We start from the raw sequence: 16,385 nt of genomic DNA, 5'->3' as shown, positions 1-16,385 counted from the left end.
AACTGTTGCTTGACGTCAACTTCTTCGACGAGCTTCGCATCGGTCTGGCGACCGCCGACGATATCCGCCAGTGGTCGCACGGCGAGGTGAAGAAGCCGGAGACGATCAACTACCGGACCCTGAAGCCGGAGAAGGACGGGCTCTTCTGCGAGAAGATCTTCGGTCCTACCCGCGACTGGGAGTGCTACTGCGGTAAGTACAAGCGCGTCCGGTTCAAGGGCATCATCTGCGAGCGGTGCGGCGTCGAGGTGACCCGCGCCAAGGTGCGCCGTGAGCGGATGGGCCACATCGAGCTGGCCGCCCCGGTCACGCACATCTGGTACTTCAAGGGCGTCCCGTCCCGCCTCGGCTACCTGCTGGACCTGGCCCCGAAGGATCTCGAGAAGATCATCTACTTCGCGGCCTACATGATCACCAGCGTGGACGCCGAGCGGCGCGACCGCGACCTGCCGACGCTGGAGGCCCACATCTCCGTGGAGCGCCAGCAGATCGAGCAGGCCCGCGACGCGCAGGTCGAGGCCCGCCAGCAGAAGCTGGAGGGCGACCTGGCGGAGCTGGAGGAGGCCGGCGCGAAGGCCGACCAGAAGCGCAAGGTGCGCGACGGCGCCGAGCGGGAGATGAAGCAGCTGCGCGACCGCGCGCAGCGCGAGCTCGACCGCCTCGACGAGGTCTGGAGCCGCTTCAAGAACCTCAAGGTCCAGGACCTGGAGGGCGACGAGCTGCTCTACCGCGAGATGCGCGACCGGTTCGGCAAGTACTTCGAGGGCGGCATGGGCGCCGCGGCCATCCAGGCGCGGCTGCAGAACTTCGACCTCGACGCCGAGGCCGAGAAGCTGCGCGACGTCATCCGCACGGGCAAGGGCCAGAAGAAGGCCCGCGCCCTCAAGCGGCTGAAGGTCGTCTCGGCGTTCCTGAACACCCGCAACAGCCCGCTCGGCATGGTGCTGGACTGCATCCCGGTGATCCCGCCGGACCTGCGTCCGATGGTGCAGCTCGACGGCGGCCGTTTCGCGACGTCCGACCTGAACGACCTGTACCGCCGCGTCATCAACCGGAACAACCGGCTCAAGCGCCTGCTCGACCTGGGCGCGCCCGAGATCATCGTCAACAACGAGAAGCGGATGCTGCAGGAGGCCGTCGACGCGCTGTTCGACAACGGCCGCCGCGGCCGCCCGGTCACCGGGCCGGGCAACCGCCCGCTGAAGTCGCTGTCCGACATGCTCAAGGGCAAGCAGGGCCGGTTCCGGCAGAACCTGCTGGGCAAGCGCGTCGACTACTCCGGCCGTTCGGTCATCGTGGTCGGCCCGCAGCTGAAGCTGCACCAGTGCGGCCTGCCCAAGCAGATGGCGCTGGAGCTGTTCAAGCCGTTCGTGATGAAGCGGCTCGTCGACCTCAACCACGCGCAGAACATCAAGTCCGCCAAGCGGATGGTCGAGCGGGCCCGCCCGGTCGTGTGGGACGTGCTGGAAGAGGTCATCACCGAGCACCCGGTCCTGCTGAACCGGGCGCCGACCCTGCACCGCCTCGGCATCCAGGCGTTCGAGCCGCAGCTGGTCGAGGGCAAGGCCATCCAGATCCACCCGCTCGTCTGCACCGCGTTCAACGCGGACTTCGACGGCGACCAGATGGCCGTGCACCTGCCGCTGTCGGCCGAGGCCCAGGCCGAGGCGCGCATCCTGATGCTGTCGACGAACAACATCCTGAAGCCGTCGGACGGCAAGCCCGTCACCATGCCCACCCAGGACATGGTCATCGGCCTGTACTGGCTGACGACGCTCAAGGACGGGGCCGCGGGCGAGGGACGCGCGTTCGGGTCGGCCGCCGAGGCGATCATGGCGTACGACCGGGGTGAGCTGGACCTGCAGGCCAAGATCAGCCTGCGGCTGAAGGACATCCCGCCGCCGCGCGACTGGATCGCCCCGGAGGGCTACGAGCCGGGCCAGCCGTACCGGCTGGAGACCACGCTCGGCCGCGCCATGTTCAACGAGACGCTGCCGGACGACTTCCCGTTCGTCGACGACGAGATCGGCAAGAAGCAGCTGTCGGCCATCGTCAACGAGCTGGCGGAGACGTACCCGAAGGTCGAGGTCGCGAACTCGCTCGACGCGCTGAAGGGCACCGGTTTCCACTGGGCGACCAGGTCCGGTGTCACGATCGCGATCGACGACGTCCTCGCTCCGCCGAACAAGGCGGAGATCCTGGGCGGCTACGAGCAGCGCGCGGAGAAGGTGCAGCGGGAGTTCAACCGCGGCCTGATCACCGACGACGAGCGCAAGCAGGAGCTCATCGAGATCTGGAACAAGGCCACCGCGGACGTCGCGGTGGACATGGAGGAGGCGTTCCCGAAGGACAACCCGATCTGGATGATGATCCAGTCGGGTGCCCGCGGCAACCCGCTCCAGCTCCGCCAGATCGCCGGCATGCGCGGCCTGGTCTCCAACCCCAAGGGCGAGACCATCCCGCGTCCGATCAAGTCGTCGTTCCGCGAGGGCCTGTCGGTCGTCGAGTACTTCATCTCGACGCACGGCGCCCGCAAGGGCCTGGCCGACACCGCGCTGCGCACCGCCGACTCGGGTTACCTGACCCGGCGCCTGGTGGACGTCGCGCAGGACGTCATCGTCCGCGAGATCGACTGCGGCACCGACCGCACGATCCCGTTCGAGGTCGCCGACAAGATGCCGGACGGCTCGCTGGTCAAGCTGGCCACCTCGGAGACCAGCCTGGTCGGCCGCACGATCGCCGAGGACGTCGTCGTCGACGGGACGGTCATCTTCCCGGCCGACACCGACCTGTCCGACGCGGTCGTGTCGCGCCTGGTCGAGGCGGGCGTGGACAAGGTCCGCACCCGCAGCGCCCTGGTCTGCGAGGCCAAGATCGGTGTCTGCGCCGCCTGCTACGGCCGTTCGCTGGCCACCGGCAAGCGGGTGGACGTCGGTGAGGCCGTCGGCATCATCGCCGCGCAGTCCATCGGCGAGCCCGGCACGCAGCTGACGATGCGCACCTTCCACACCGGCGGTGTGGCGGGCGGCGACATCACGCACGGTCTGCCGCGTGTCCAGGAGCTGTTCGAGGCGCGCATCCCCAAGGGCGTCGCCCCGATCAGCGAGGTCGCCGGGACCGTCAAGATCGACGAGACGGAGAAGTCGCGGAAGGTCGTCGTCGTCCCCGACGACGGCTCCGACGAGATCGCCTACCCGGTGCCGATGCGGTCCCGCCTCCTGGTCCGGGAGGGCGAGCGCGTCGACGTCGGCCAGCAGCTCATCGCGGGCGCCATCAACCCGCACGAGGTGCTGCGCATCCTCGGTCCCCGCGCCGTGCAGCTCCACCTGGTCCAGGAGGTCCAGGAGGTCTACCGGTCGCAGGGCGTGTCGATCCACGACAAGCACATCGAGATCATCGTCCGCCAGATGCTGAAGCGGGTGAACATCCTCGAGTCGGGCGACACCGAGCTGCTGCCGGGCGACCTGGTCGAGCGGCCGATCTTCGAGGAGACGAACCGGAGCGTCGTGGCCGAGGGCGGCGTGCCCGCCGCCGGCCGCCCCGTCCTGATGGGCATCACCAAGGCCTCGCTCGCGACCGAGTCGTGGCTGTCGGCGGCGTCCTTCCAGGAGACGACCCGGGTGCTCACCGAGGCGGCGATGCACGCCAAGAGCGACCCGCTGCTCGGCCTCAAGGAGAACGTCATCATCGGCAAGCTCATCCCGGCCGGTACCGGCATGCCGCAGTACCGCAACGTCCGGGTCGAGCCGACCGAGGAGGCGAAGGCGGCGGTGTACTCCGTCGGCTCCTACGACGACGGCGCCGAGTACGCCTTCGGGCAGGGCTCCGGCGAGGCCGTGCCGCTGGAGGAGTACGACTTCGGCCAGTACAACCGCTAAGTCCGCACCACGCGCGAAGGCCGCCGTCCGCATCACGCGGGCGGCGGCCTTCGCCGTTCTCCGGGACTGGCAGGCGCGGACGGCGAGCGCGAGGAGCTGAGCCGCGCCGAACCCGCCCCGCATGACCGCCGAAGTACTAGAGGAGCCCGTGAAGGTCGGTGCAGGACGAGGGCGAGTTTCGCTGGCGCGAATGAGTCATAAGACCCGGTGGCGAATCTCTGGAGCGGTTACGGTCCGCTGGAGGGATCGGAGATGCCGATGGTCGAACCGGCGAGCGGGTCGTTCCGGGTGGCCCTCTATTGGGCCTACCGGCGTGCGTGCCGTGCGGGCGTCGATGAGATCGGGACGGAGCTCGTCCTGCACTGCACGGCACTCAGCCTCATGACTTCCGATAGACGTTCACTCCTGCGTCCGCTGGTGGACAACGCCGGCTGGCGGGGTGCGGCCGCGCAGACCGATCCGCCGCCGCCTTCGACGGAGTGGGAGTCGGTCTTCGGGCGGGAGGTGGCATACCGAGCCGCCGTGCAACTGGGACAGGCGGCCTCCTCCGGGGGATCGGACCACCGCCGCAAAGGCCGCGCGGTGCCGGTGTTCTCGCCCGCCGTCCGGTACGCCGTGCACGACGCGATCGCCGCGGCCGCGGACGAGGAGCACGGATACGCCGAGCCGCATCACCTCGTGGCGGCCCTGCTGAGGCTTCCCTGCCCGGCCGCCGAGTCACTGACACGCTGGGTCCCTGATGAGGACCTGCGACGCATCGAGCTGGGCCTGGACCTGTGGCACGACGACAACCGCCAGACGCCGTGGGCGGTGGGCGCCCTGGACCTTTCCGGGCAGCCTCCCGGTTCCGGGTCACGGTCGTCGCGTTGGGGCAAGCGGGCCATGGCGTGGTGGCTCCTCCGTGGGCTCCAGCGTCCTTTTCGTCAGCACGGTGCCCGCTACGGCCACCCGATGCTGGTTTGGATAGATGGCGACGCTGTCAGCAAGGCCCTGCAGACCGGCCACGGCGTCGTCACGGCCGCTCACGTCCTGTTCAGCGTGATCGACCTGCACTGGCAGCTCGACGAGGCCGACATACAACTGACGGGTGAGCTCGGCCGATGGAACCAGGCCGGCCTGATCCTTGCCGCACACGGTCTCCGTCCGGGTCCGGATGCGTGGGCGGCGGTGGTCCGGCTGGAGCCCGCGCCGGACGATGCCGAGCACGACCTGACCGGCGTGCCGACCGAGGGCTGGCCGTCATTGCCATCGGCGCCGGTGAGCGACGCCGTCCAAGGTCGCACGGCGCTGTCCGCGTTACGCCTGGCCAGCCTGTCCGCGCATCGCCTCGGCCACCCTTTCGCGGGCACCACCCACCTGCTCGCGGAACTGCTGGCGGACCCGGCGGGCCCTGCGGCACGACTGCTTCGCGAGCTCGGCGCCGACCCCGCCGCTCTCCGATCCGAAGTCCTCCAGCTCCTCGAAGCCGCCGACCTCGGAACATCGGACGAACAATGCTGAGGGCAGCCTGAGCGCAAGACGCGACTAGACGCCGACTCACCAGGTGGGACGGGTACATGCGGTGCTTGAGGAGGCCGTCCACCACTTCCGCCGCGGCCTTCGGGGCGCCGCGGGGTGCGAGGTATCCGCGAGCCGCCCCGGACCGCCCGGTCGGCCCGGGGCGGGAGACGGGTCACCGCTCGCGGCGGCCTTGCCGTCTTGTGTCCTCCTCTTCCATCTCGATGCGCTCCTTGCGGACCTCGCCGCCGACGGTCTCCTCTTCGGTGACGGTCTCCTTGCTGGCCCGCACGCGCTCCACCGGAGTGGTCTCCTTGGACACCACCGGCCGCTCCTCGTGCAGGGTGACCTCGTGCTCGGCCTCGGTGATCTCCGATCCGCGCATCGCCGCGTCCCGGTTCTTCTCGGTGATCGGCTCACGCTCGACGCGGACCTCTTCGTGGCTGACCGGGACGGTCATCTCCTGCTCTTCGGTGACCACGTACTTGCGCAGTCTGGCCCGGCCGCTCTCCCGGGTCTCCTTGTGGACGTGGAGCCGCTCCTCAGAGCGGGTCATCGCATCGTCGGGCTCACGTCCCCGCTCCGGCGCCGCTTCCCCGGGCTGTGCGGGGGCGCGCCTTCCGCCCGGCTCAATGCCGTAGTAGTGGTACAGCTGCTCCTCCTCGTCCGCCGATATGTGCCCGGCCTCGACGTCCACGTGGGGTGCCTGCTTGATGAAGTCCTTCTCGTACTCCGCCTCGACATGGTCGGAAACCCACTCGGCTCCGCTGGTCGGGACGAAGGTCTCCTTGTTGCCGAGCAGTCCGGTCTGGATGCCCAGCCACTCGGGACGCCCGGTCTCGTCGTCGAGGAAGACGTGCTTGACGTCGCCGACCTTGCTACCGCCCTCGTCGTAGAGCGGGTGGTCCAACACCTGAGGAATTTGTTCATTGGTAAGCATGTGCATCCTTTCTTTGGCCCTTGCACCTCTACCACCAGAAAGCGAAAGAATGTCTCTTCTAGGGCAAATTCAACTAAAGGCTGATTTGCTCACATTTTCCGGCCTGTCGGGAACAATGCAGCGCTTTGTCGGTGTCGCGCTGCCGCCTCGCCGGTCTGGGGACGCGCGGTCGGACGCCGGCCACCGGCGCACCCGGCGCGGGCGACGGTCCCCGCCCGAGCACTGTTCGTGCTGGTAGAGGGACAATGGGGGCGTGGCTCGTTGGGTCCTGCATGTGGATCTGGACCAGTTCATCGCCGCCGTCGAGGTGCTGCGGCATCCGGAGCTTCGCGGGCGGCCGGTCGTCGTCGGGGGTGACGGCGATCCGACGAAGCGCGGCGTGGTCAGCACGGGGTCCTACGAGGCCCGGGCCTGCGGCGTCCACTCCGGGCAGCCGCTCCGGACGGCGGCCCGGCGATGTCCGGACGCCGTCTTCCTGCCCGTGGACAGGGAGCTCTACGAGGACGTCTCGGCCCAGGTCATGGCGACCTTGCGGGGGTTCGGCGTCGTGGTCGAGGTACTCGGCTGGGACGAGGCGTTCCTGGCGTTCGACGGCGATCCGGAGGCGCTGGCCGGGCAGATCCGCGACCGGGTGCGCGCGGCGACGGGGCTGGAGTGCACGGTGGGCATCGGGGAGAACAAGCTCCAGGCGAAGCTGGCGACCGGCTTCGGCAAGCCCGCCGGGATCTTCCGGATCACCGGGGAGACCTGGTTCGAGGTGCTCGGCGACCGGCCGGTGGATGCCCTGTGGGGCATCGGGGCCAAGACCGCCAAGCGCTTGGAAGGGCTGGGCATCGGCACGGTCGGTGAGCTCGCGGCGGCCGATCCGCACGTCCTCGCCCGGGAGGTCGGCCCCACGATCGGCCCCTGGCTGGTGCTGCTCGCCCAGGGCCGTGACAACTCGCCGGTGAGCGATGCGCCGCACGTCCCGCGCTCCCGCGGCAGGGAGACCACGTACCAGCACGATCTGGGCGATTGGGATGAGGTCCGCCGCGAGGTCGCCCGGCTGGCGCGGCAGGTCGCGCGCGACGCCGCCGGTGACGGGAGGAAAGTCGGCCGCGTCATCGTGAAGGTCCGGTACGCGCCGTTCACCACCCGGACGCACGGCCGGACGCTGAAGACCCCGGCGACCGATGCGGACCGGATCGAGGAGGCCGCCCTCGCCGCGCTCGGCGCGTTCACCGGCCGGCGGCCGGTGCGCCTCCTCGGCGTCCGCGCCGAGTTCGCCCGCTGACCGCCGGACCGGCTCACGGGCGTCGTCCAGTAGCCCGGAGGACACCACGGCACCGGCAATCCCACCGCTACCCTCGCTGACCTGGGCATTTGGTCGTTTTATTTGAAGTTTGAGGGCGTTTGTTCGCCGGAGGCCCCGGGCAGGATGAGCCCCGTTGGCCGATGTGCACGACGGGGGGAGAAGCACGTGAAGAAGGTCATGACCGGTGCCTTGATCGCCGCGGCCGTCGGGTTCACCGGGGTGGGCGGTGCCACGGCCGCCCAGGGTTCCCAGCCCGAGCCCGCGCGCCAGGACTGCCGCACCTACTCCAGCGTCACCGAGTGCGGCCAGCCCGAACTCACTCAGAAGCAACAGGAGTGCGTGACCGCGGCGACGCAGCAGGGCATGACCGAACGCCGCGCCACCGTGGAGTGCCGAGCCTTCAATTGACCCCGCACACCCACCATGGGCCCGTCCGGATGGACGGGCCCATGGAGTTCCCCGGGTGGAAGATTCTGCTGCGTGGTGGTGGAGCCGGTAGGGGACGCCGGCGCCTCTTCGCCGCCCCCCGGGCCGACCAGGCCAGGGCCGATCCTGTCCCGCAGGACGACCGTCCCCGGCCGGAGGGAACCGGGTTCAGGCGGCCCGGCTGCCGGTCGGCGGCGCGGTGAGCGCGTAGATCAGGAGCACGCACAGGGCGATGGTCAGCACCGACCAGATCGGGAACGCCTGCAGGAACGCCAGGTGCCCGATCGCCGCCAGGACGGCGCCGATGACGCCGACCACGCGCGCCCACATCCTGCCCGCCACGATCCCCGCACCGACCGCGACCTGGACGATGCCCAGAGCGAGCCAGAACCAGCCCCACGTGGTGTAGTCGAAGATCAGGATCTGGTTCTGGCCGACGAGGTAGTACTCGTCGTCGAGCAGCGCGACCAGTCCGGCGATGATGTTGAACGTGCCGACCACCAGGGCGATCGTGCCGGCGAAGGTCAGCCACCCCGATGTCAGCCGTGCCCGTGTCGACCCTGAGGTGGACGGATGGGTCGTCTTGGTAGTCATCGAGTCCCTCCCCCTTCGGCGGCGTGGACGTGCCGCTGACTCCCGTCCCGATGGAGTGCCCTCTCCGAGCAAAGCTGCAAACCACGCCAAAGTGCCTTTTGTTCAACTTTTGGGATATATGTGGCACTCGCCGCGGAGGGGTGGTGATCGCCGGAGCCGGCGGGCACCGTGGAAAAGGGCTGACAGGAATGGGTTGAGAGGAGCGGGTATGGAACAGGTGCGCCTCGGTACGACAGGTCTGAAGGTCTCGCGGATCTGCCTGGGGATGATGAGCTACGGCGACCCGGCCGTCCGCGCGTGGACGCTAAGGGAAGACGCGGCGGAGCCGATCGTCCGGCGGGCCGTGGAGGAGGGCGTGACCTTCTTCGACACCGCCGACGCGTACTCGCTGGGGGTGAGCGAGGAGATCACCGGAAGACTGCTCCGGAGGCTCTTCACCCGGCGGGACGACTACGTCCTGGCCACCAAGGTCTACATGCCCATGGGGGAGGGGCCGAACGACCGGGGCCTGTCCCGCAAGCACGTGCTGGCGAGCATCGAAGACTCGTTGCGGCGGCTAGGCACCGACTACGTGGATCTCTACCAAATCCACCGGTGGGACTACGAGACACCCATCGAGGAGACCATGGAGGCCCTGCACGACGTCGTGAAGTCGGGCAAGGCCCGCTACATTGGCGCGTCCAGCATGTACGCGTGGCAGTTCGCCAAGGCGCAGCACGTCGCCGAGGCCCGAGGCTGGACGAAGTTCGTGGCGATGCAGAACCACTACAACCTCGTCTATCGGGAGGAGGAGCGGGAGATGGTGCCGCTCTGCCTCGACCAGGGCGTGGGGATGATTCCGTGGAGCCCGCTCGCGCGCGGGCTGCTGGCCGGGAACCGGGAGCGGGACGGCGAGCGCAAGACCCTCCGGTCCAAGAACGACGCCTTCGGCGACACCCTCTATACAGCGGCCGACTTCGACGTGGTCGACGCCGTTCGCGAGGTCGCCAAGGAGCGCGGTGTGCCGGCCGCGCAGGTGGCCCTAGCGTGGTTGCTCGGCAAGCCCGGGGTGACGGCCCCGATCGTGGGTGCGACGAAACTCGCCCATGTGGAGGACGCGGTCGCCGCGGAGGGCCTGACGCTGGAGGACGGGGAGGTCGCGCGGCTGGAGGCGCCGTACCGCCCGCACCCCGTTCTCGGGCATTCCTGACAGGACGCGCAAGCCGGTACCGCCGGGAGCTGAACGTTCCGGGCGCGGCCTGCGTCTACAGATGGTGATTTGCGATACCGCTGGCGGTCGGGGCAGTCTGGGATCGGAAACGCCCGCGCATGGTGAGATCGCCACGTGGGGGCATGGGTGACAAGGTTCGGAGGCCGTGTTATGCGCCGCGCGCTTCTGAACTTCCGGGAGCCGGGGGAGTCCCGGGACGACGGCGCTGAAGGAGCCCGACGATGACCGAGAATGACGGCACGCAGGGACCGCAGCGGCCGTTGCCGGAGGACGAGGGCCAGCCCAGGCCGCCGGAGGGCCAGGAGCCCCCCGCCCGGCCGATGGGCGACCGGACCGTGGTGTTCGGCGCTCCGCAGCTGGGCGGCACCCCGCCGCCGGAGCAGCGGCAGGAGCCGCGCGAGGACGAGCGCCAGGCCCCGCCTCCGCCGCCGCCCACGATGGTCGAGCAGCCGATCCAGCAGTACGGCGAGCAGCCCTCGGCCCCGCCGGGCGAGCAGCCGCAGTACGGGCAGCCCCAGCCCGGTTACGGCCAGCAGCCGGAGCAGCCCCAGTACGGCCAGCAGCCGCCGCCGTACGGGCAGCAGCCCGGGTACCCGCAGCAGCCGGTGCACGGCAGCCCGCAGGAGCAGCCGCAGTACGGGCAGCCGCCCGCGGCGCAGCCCCCGTACGGCGGTCAGTCCGCCGAACAGCCGCAGCAGCCCGAGCAGTCGCAGGAGGACCGCACGCTCATCGTCCCCGGTCCCGGCGCGGCCGCGCCGGAGGGCGAGCGGCAGCGGCCCGTCGTGGACGACCAGGCGACGCTGCACTGGTCGCCCGGCACCGACATCCCGGTCGCGACCGGCCCCGAGCGCAAGCAGGAGCCGCCGGCCGAGCCGTGGCAGGCGCCGACGCCGCCGTCCACGCCCGAGCCGTGGTCGCCGGAGTCGTCGCAGCCCGGCGGCGCCCGGCCCGGTCAGCCGGGCCGGCCCGGCCAGGTCGACAGCGAGCGGACGATGATGGTGCCGCCGCCCGAGTCCGGGTACGGCGCGGGCTCGCAGCCGACCGGCAACCCGGTGGAGGACCTGTACCGTCCCCCGGCCGAGGCCGGCGGCGCGGAGGACTCGCGGGCGACCGAGGTGTTCGACCCGTCCCAGGGCCGTACCGAGTCGCCGGGGGCGGCCGAGCCGCAGGGCATGGCCGAGCACACCCGGATGGACATCGGCCAGCAGCAGTGGGGCGGCCAGGCCCAGCAGCAGGGTGGCCAGCAGTACGGGCAGCAGCAGGGCTTCGGCCAGCCCGAGGCGCAGCGCGGCTTCGGCCAGCCGGAGCAGTACGGCGCCCAGCCCGGCCAGCCCGGTGAGCAGCAGCAGTACGGGCAGCAGCAGCCCTACGGCCAGCAGGCGCAGCAGCAGGGGTACGGCCAGCAGCAGTACGGCCAGCCCGGCGAGCAGCCCGGCCAGGCCCAGGGCCAGCAGCAGTACGGTCAGCAGCAGGCCTATGGCCAGCCCGGCCAGCCCGCGCAGTATGGTCAGCAGGGACAGTACGGCCAGCAGCCCGCCTACGGGACGGGCGAGGATGGCAAGGGCAAGGGCGGCAAGAACATGCTCCTGCTCATCTGCGGAGCCGTCGCCGTGGTGGTCATCCTCGTGGTGGTGGTCGTGGCCTTCGTCCTGTAGCGACCGGTTGGACCTTTTGGACCGGCGTAAAAGCCGGTTCAACTCTTCCCCAACCGCGGGGACGTAGGACACAATGCCGACGGGTCTTCCCGCCTCACCGGCGGGAACATCCGCGGGCGCCCGGGCGTTGAAAATCCCGGGGATACAAGGCGTTCGAGGCCTCGCGGGCTTGCGCCGGACGGCGGCCCGCTGTAGTGCGCTCCTCATTTTGCACTTTGGCTCGGCGGTCGGTAACCTCTTCACTTGTGCCCGCTGTGTGCGGGTGGCTATGCGTGTGCGTCGGCGAGGTCCAGTCAGGCCAGCCCCAGCGCCGCATCCAATGGGTCTTTTCCGTCGTCGGTGGGCTTGGTGGTCTCGGCCGCCGGGACGCCGGGTGGAAGAGATTCAACTCCCCGGCTTGATTCGGCCCCTTTTGGGCCGGGCGGTCTGTGTCGGTTTCGCGCGGTTGTACTTCCGTGAGGCGGCGACACGCCCGACCGCGTGGGTCGGAGAGGTCGGGAAACCGGCAGGTCACAGCCTCGCCTGAGGTGGTGATTGCAGCGATGAAGACTTACCGGCTTGGTACGAGGAAGACGGAGACGCGGTGCCCACGATCCAGCAGCTGGTCCGAAAGGGCCGGACGGACAAGGTGACCAAGAACAAGACGCCCGCGCTGAAGGAGAGCCCCCAGCGGCGGGGCGTCTGCACGCGCGTCTACACCACGACGCCCAAGAAGCCGAACTCCGCGCTGCGCAAGGTCGCCCGTGTCCGGCTGACCAGCGGGATCGAGGTCACGGCCTACATCCCCGGTGTCGGGCACAACCTCCAGGAGCACTCGATCGTGCTCGTGCGCGGCGGACGTGTGAAGGACCTCCCGGGTGTTCGCTACAAGATCATCCGCGGTTCGCTCGACACCCAGGGCGTTCGCAACCGCAAGCAGGCGCGCAGCAAGTACGGCGCGAAGAAGGAGAAGAGCTGATGCCGCGCAAGGGCCCCGCTGGCAAGCGCCAGCTGATCGCTGACCCGGTGTACAACTCGCCGCTGGTCACCGCGCTCATCAACAAGATTCTCCTGGACGGCAAGCGCTCGATCGCGCAGAGCATCGTGTACGACGCCCTCGAGGGCGCCCGCGAGAAGACCGGCAACGACCCGGTCGTCACGCTCAAGCGCGCGCTGGACAACGTCAAGCCCACCCTGGAGGTCCGCAGCCGCCGCGTCGGCGGCGCGACCTACCAGGTCCCCGTCGAGGTGCGGCCGGCCCGCAGCACCACGCTCGCCCTGCGGTGGCTGGTGGTGTACGCCCGGCAGCGCCGCGAGAAGACCATGACCGAGCGGCTGATGAACGAGCTGCTCGACGCCAGCAACGGTCTTGGCGCGTCTGTCAAGAAGCGCGAGGACACGCACAAGATGGCGGAGTCCAACAAGGCCTTCGCCCACTACCGCTGGTAATCCCGGCGGAACTGCAACGACGAGACGACGCGAGGACGACAGTGGCTACCAAAACCGGTGTAGACCTGGCCAAGGTCCGCAACATCGGGATCATGGCCCATATCGACGCGGGCAAGACCACGACGACCGAGCGGATCCTGTACTACACGGGCATCAGCTACAAGATCGGCGAGGTCCACGACGGCGCTGCCACCATGGACTGGATGGAGCAGGAACAGGAGCGGGGGATCACCATCACCTCCGCCGCCACCACCTGCCACTGGTCCGTGGACGACGACGACCACACGATCAACATCATCGACACCCCCGGGCACGTCGACTTCACCGTCGAGGTGGAGCGCAACCTGCGGGTGCTCGACGGCGCCGTCGCGGTGTTCGACGGTGTCGCCGGCGTGGAGCCCCAGTCCGAGACGGTGTGGCGCCAGGCCGACCGGTACAACGTGCCCCGCATGTGCTTCGTCAACAAGCTGGACCGTGTCGGCGCGGAGTTCCACCGCTGCGTCGACATGATCGAGAACCGGCTCAACGCGACGCCGCTGCCGCTGCAGCTGCCGATCGGCGCCGAGGCCGACTTCAAGGGCGTCATCGACCTGGTGCGGATGAAGGCCCTCGTCTGGAACGAAGAGGCCAAGCTCGGCGAGATGTACGACATCGTCGACATCCCCGAGACGCACGCCGACACGGCGCGCGAGCACCACGACAAGATGGTCGAGACGCTCGCCGAGAACGACGACGAGATCATGGAGCTGTACCTGGAGGGCGAGGAGCCCACCGTGGAGCAGCTCTACGCCGGCATCCGCCGCGCGACGATCGCCGCCAAGCTCACGCCGGTGCTGTGCGGCACGGCCTTCAAGAACAAGGGCGTGCAGCCGCTCCTGGACGCGATCGTCCGGTACCTGCCCTCCCCGCTGGACGTCGAGGCCATCGAGGGCCACGCCGTCCGCGACGAGGGGCAGGCGCTGACGCGCAAGCCGAGCGAGGACGAGCCGTTCTCCGCGCTGGCGTTCAAGATCGCGAGCGACCCGCACCTGGGCAAGCTGACCTTCGTGCGCGTCTACTCGGGCGTGCTGGAGTCCGGGTCGAACGTGATGAACTCCGTCAAGGAGCGCAAGGAGCGCGTCGGCAAGATCTACCGGATGCACGCCAACAAGCGCACCGAGATCGAGCGCGCGGGCGCCGGGGACATCGTCGCGGTGATGGGCCTCAAGCAGACCACCACCGGTGAGACGCTCTCCGACGACAAGAACCCGATCGTGCTGGAGTCGATGAACTTCCCGGCGCCGGTCATCTCCGTCGCGATCGAGCCGAAGACCAAGGCCGACCAGCAGAAGCTGGGCACCGCGATCCAGCGGCTGGCCGAGGAGGACCCGTCCTTCCAGGTCCGGACGGACGAGGACACCGGCCAGACCGTCATCTCGGGCATGGGCGAGCTCCACCTGGAGATCCTCGTCGACCGGATGAAGCGCGAGTTCAAGGTCGAGGCGAACGTCGGCAAGCCGCAGGTCGCCTACCGCGAGACGATCGGCAAGAAGGTCCAGAAGGTCGAGTACACCCACAAGAAGCAGACGGGCGGCTCCGGCCAGTTCGGCCGCGTGATCATCGACCTGGAGCCGCTCGGCGGCGGGTCCGACGCGTACGAGTTCGAGAACAAGGTCACCGGTGGCCGCATCCCGCGGGAGTACATCCCGTCGGTCGACGCGGGCTGCCAGGAGGCCGCGGAGTTCGGTGTCCTCGCCGGCTACCCGATGGTGGGCGTCAAGGTCACCCTGCAGGACGGCGCCTACCACGAGGTCGACTCCTCGGAGATGGCGTTCAAGGTCGCCGGTTCCATGGCTTTCAAGGAGGCCGCCCGCAAGGCGTCCCCCAGGCTGCTGGAGCCGATGATGGCGGTCGAGGTCACCACGCCCGAGGAGAACATGGGCGACGTGATCGGCGACCTCAACAGCCGCCGCGGTCAGGTCCAGTCCATGGACGAGCGGCACGGCATGCGCGTCATCAAGGCGCTCGTGCCCCTGTCCGAGATGTTCGGCTACGTGGGTGATCTGCGAAGCAAGACCCAGGGCCGGGCTGTCTTCACCATGCAGTTCGACTCCTACGCCGAGGTTCCCACGAACGTCGCGCAGGAGATCATCGCCAAGGCGCGGGGCGAATAAGACCCGGGCCTGCCCTCAGATCACCAGGACCTACATCGAAGCGGTCGTCTAACGGCCGAGGATCGCAACAAGGAGCAACCAGTGGCGAAGGCCAAGTTCGAGCGGACGAAGCCGCACGTGAACATCGGCACCATTGGACACATCGACCACGGTAAGACCACGCTTACCGCGGCGATCACCAAGGTGCTCCACGACAAGTACCCGGACCTCAACCCCTTCACGCCGTTCGAGGACATCGACAAGGCGCCGGAGGAGCGCGAGCGCGGTATCACGATCTCGATCTCGCACGTCGAGTACCAGACCGAGGCCCGCCACTACGCGCACGTCGACTGCCCGGGGCACGCCGACTACATCAAGAACATGATCACCGGTGCGGCGCAGATGGACGGCGCCATCCTGGTGGTCGCCGCGACCGACGGCCCGATGCCGCAGACCAAGGAGCACGTGCTCCTGGCCCGCCAGGTCGGCGTCCCCTACATCGTCGTCGCGCTGAACAAGTGCGACATGGTGGACGACGAGGAGATCCTGGAGCTCGTCGAGCTCGAGGTCCGCGAGCTGCTCACCGAGTACGAGTTCCCGGGTGACGACCTCCCGGTCGTCCGCGTCTCCGCCTACCAGGCGCTGCAGGGCGACGAGGCGTGGTCCGAGAAGATCGTCGAGCTGATGACCGCCGTCGACGAGAACGTGCCGGAGCCGGTGCGCGACGTCGACAAGCCGTTCCTGATGCCGATCGAGGACGTGTTCTCGATCACCGGCCGCGGCACGGTCGTCACCGGCCGCGTCGAGCGCGGTGTCGTCAACGTCAACGAGACCGTCGACATCATCGGCATCAAGGAGAAGTCGACGACCACCACGGTCACCGGCGTCGAGATGTTTCGCAAGCTGCTCGACCAGGGCCAGGCGGGCGACAACGTCGGCCTGCTCCTGCGCGGCATCAAGCGCGAGGACGTCGAGCGCGGCCAGTGCGTCATCAAGCCGGGCACCACGACCCCGCACACCGAGTTCGAGGCTCAGGTCTACATCCTGTCCAAGGACGAGGGCGGGCGGCACACGCCGTTCTTCAACAACTACCGTCCGCAGTTCTACTTCCGGACCACGGACGTGACCGGCGTCGTCACCCTCCCCGAGGGCACCGAGATGGTCATGCCGAGCGACAACACCGAAATGAAGGTCGAGCTGATCCAGCCGGTCGCCATGGAGGAGGGCCTGAAGTTCGCCATCCGCGAGGGTGGCCGGACCGTCGGCTCGGGTCGCGTCACCAAGATCATCAAGTAACACGCTCGTAGTCGCGGCGGCCCGGCCGCCGGGGA

General features: G+C 69.1%; 12 protein-coding genes. 10 read left to right on the top strand and 2 right to left on the bottom strand.

The genetic code is table 11. The features are described from left to right. The first annotated feature begins 5 nt into the window (after positions 1–5). Both E1266_RS04415 and E1266_RS04410 read left to right on the top strand, forming a co-directional pair. Positions 6–3,878 carry a DNA-directed RNA polymerase subunit beta' gene (locus E1266_RS04415; RefSeq protein WP_132043971.1) on the top strand — a complete coding sequence of 1,291 codons (3,873 nt, stop codon included), beginning with the start codon at positions 6–8 and terminating at the stop codon, positions 3,876–3,878. 252 nt (positions 3,879–4,130) lie between these two features. Continuing rightward, positions 4,131–5,378 (top strand): Clp protease N-terminal domain-containing protein, encoded by a 1,248-nt coding sequence (locus E1266_RS04410; protein ID WP_132043969.1) that lies wholly within the window; start codon positions 4,131–4,133, stop codon positions 5,376–5,378. A gap of 172 nt (positions 5,379–5,550) precedes the next feature. Here E1266_RS04410 and E1266_RS04405 read toward each other — a convergent pair whose 3' ends face one another. Continuing rightward, complete coding sequence (locus E1266_RS04405; protein ID WP_243718221.1) at positions 5,551–6,288, bottom strand: PRC and DUF2382 domain-containing protein; 738 nt, start codon at positions 6,286–6,288, stop codon at positions 5,551–5,553. A gap of 280 nt (positions 6,289–6,568) precedes the next feature. Here E1266_RS04405 and E1266_RS04400 point away from each other — a divergent pair, with 280 nt between their 5' ends. Both E1266_RS04400 and E1266_RS04395 read left to right on the top strand, forming a co-directional pair. Further along, entirely contained in the window at positions 6,569–7,588 is a 1,020-nt protein-coding gene (locus E1266_RS04400; RefSeq protein ID WP_132043965.1) for a DNA polymerase IV, read from the top strand. Positions 7,589–7,774: 186 nt separating this feature from the next. Further along, positions 7,775–8,017 (top strand): hypothetical protein, encoded by a 243-nt coding sequence (locus E1266_RS04395; protein ID WP_132043963.1) that lies wholly within the window; start codon positions 7,775–7,777, stop codon positions 8,015–8,017. Positions 8,018–8,203: 186 nt separating this feature from the next. Here E1266_RS04395 and E1266_RS04390 read toward each other — a convergent pair whose 3' ends face one another. Next, positions 8,204–8,629 carry a hypothetical protein gene (locus tag E1266_RS04390; protein WP_132043961.1) on the bottom strand — a complete coding sequence of 142 codons (426 nt, stop codon included), beginning with the start codon at positions 8,627–8,629 and terminating at the stop codon, positions 8,204–8,206. A gap of 208 nt (positions 8,630–8,837) precedes the next feature. On the opposite strand from E1266_RS04390, the gene E1266_RS04385 reads away from it, so the two are divergent. From E1266_RS04385 to tuf, 6 genes are all read left to right on the top strand, one after another. Continuing rightward, a complete protein-coding gene (locus tag E1266_RS04385; protein WP_132043959.1) occupies positions 8,838–9,818 on the top strand; it encodes an aldo/keto reductase in 981 nt (326 codons plus the stop codon). Positions 9,819–10,060: 242 nt separating this feature from the next. Beyond that, positions 10,061–11,494, top strand: coding sequence for a hypothetical protein (locus E1266_RS38720; protein WP_207945412.1), 1,434 nt, complete (start codon positions 10,061–10,063; stop codon positions 11,492–11,494). 583 nt (positions 11,495–12,077) lie between these two features. Continuing rightward, on the top strand, positions 12,078–12,452 hold the full coding sequence (gene rpsL / locus E1266_RS04375) for a 30S ribosomal protein S12 (RefSeq protein WP_131952923.1): 375 nt from the start codon (positions 12,078–12,080) through the stop codon (positions 12,450–12,452). Beyond that, complete coding sequence (gene rpsG / locus E1266_RS04370; RefSeq protein ID WP_021597494.1) at positions 12,452–12,922, top strand: 30S ribosomal protein S7; 471 nt, start codon at positions 12,452–12,454, stop codon at positions 12,920–12,922. Before rpsL ends, rpsG begins: the two co-directional genes overlap by 1 nt. 41 nt (positions 12,923–12,963) lie before the next feature. After that, complete coding sequence (gene fusA / locus E1266_RS04365; RefSeq protein WP_132043957.1) at positions 12,964–15,075, top strand: elongation factor G; 2,112 nt, start codon at positions 12,964–12,966, stop codon at positions 15,073–15,075. Positions 15,076–15,156: 81 nt separating this feature from the next. Beyond that, entirely contained in the window at positions 15,157–16,350 is a 1,194-nt protein-coding gene (gene tuf / locus E1266_RS04360; RefSeq protein WP_132043955.1) for an elongation factor Tu, read from the top strand. Positions 16,351–16,385 lie beyond the last annotated feature (35 nt).

It is taken from the genome of Actinomadura sp. 7K534, assembly GCF_004348575.1.
In the GTDB taxonomy this organism is placed as follows: Bacteria; Actinomycetota; Actinomycetes; order Streptosporangiales; family Streptosporangiaceae; genus Spirillospora; species Spirillospora livida.
This window is presented reverse-complemented; position numbering and strand designations above follow the sequence as displayed.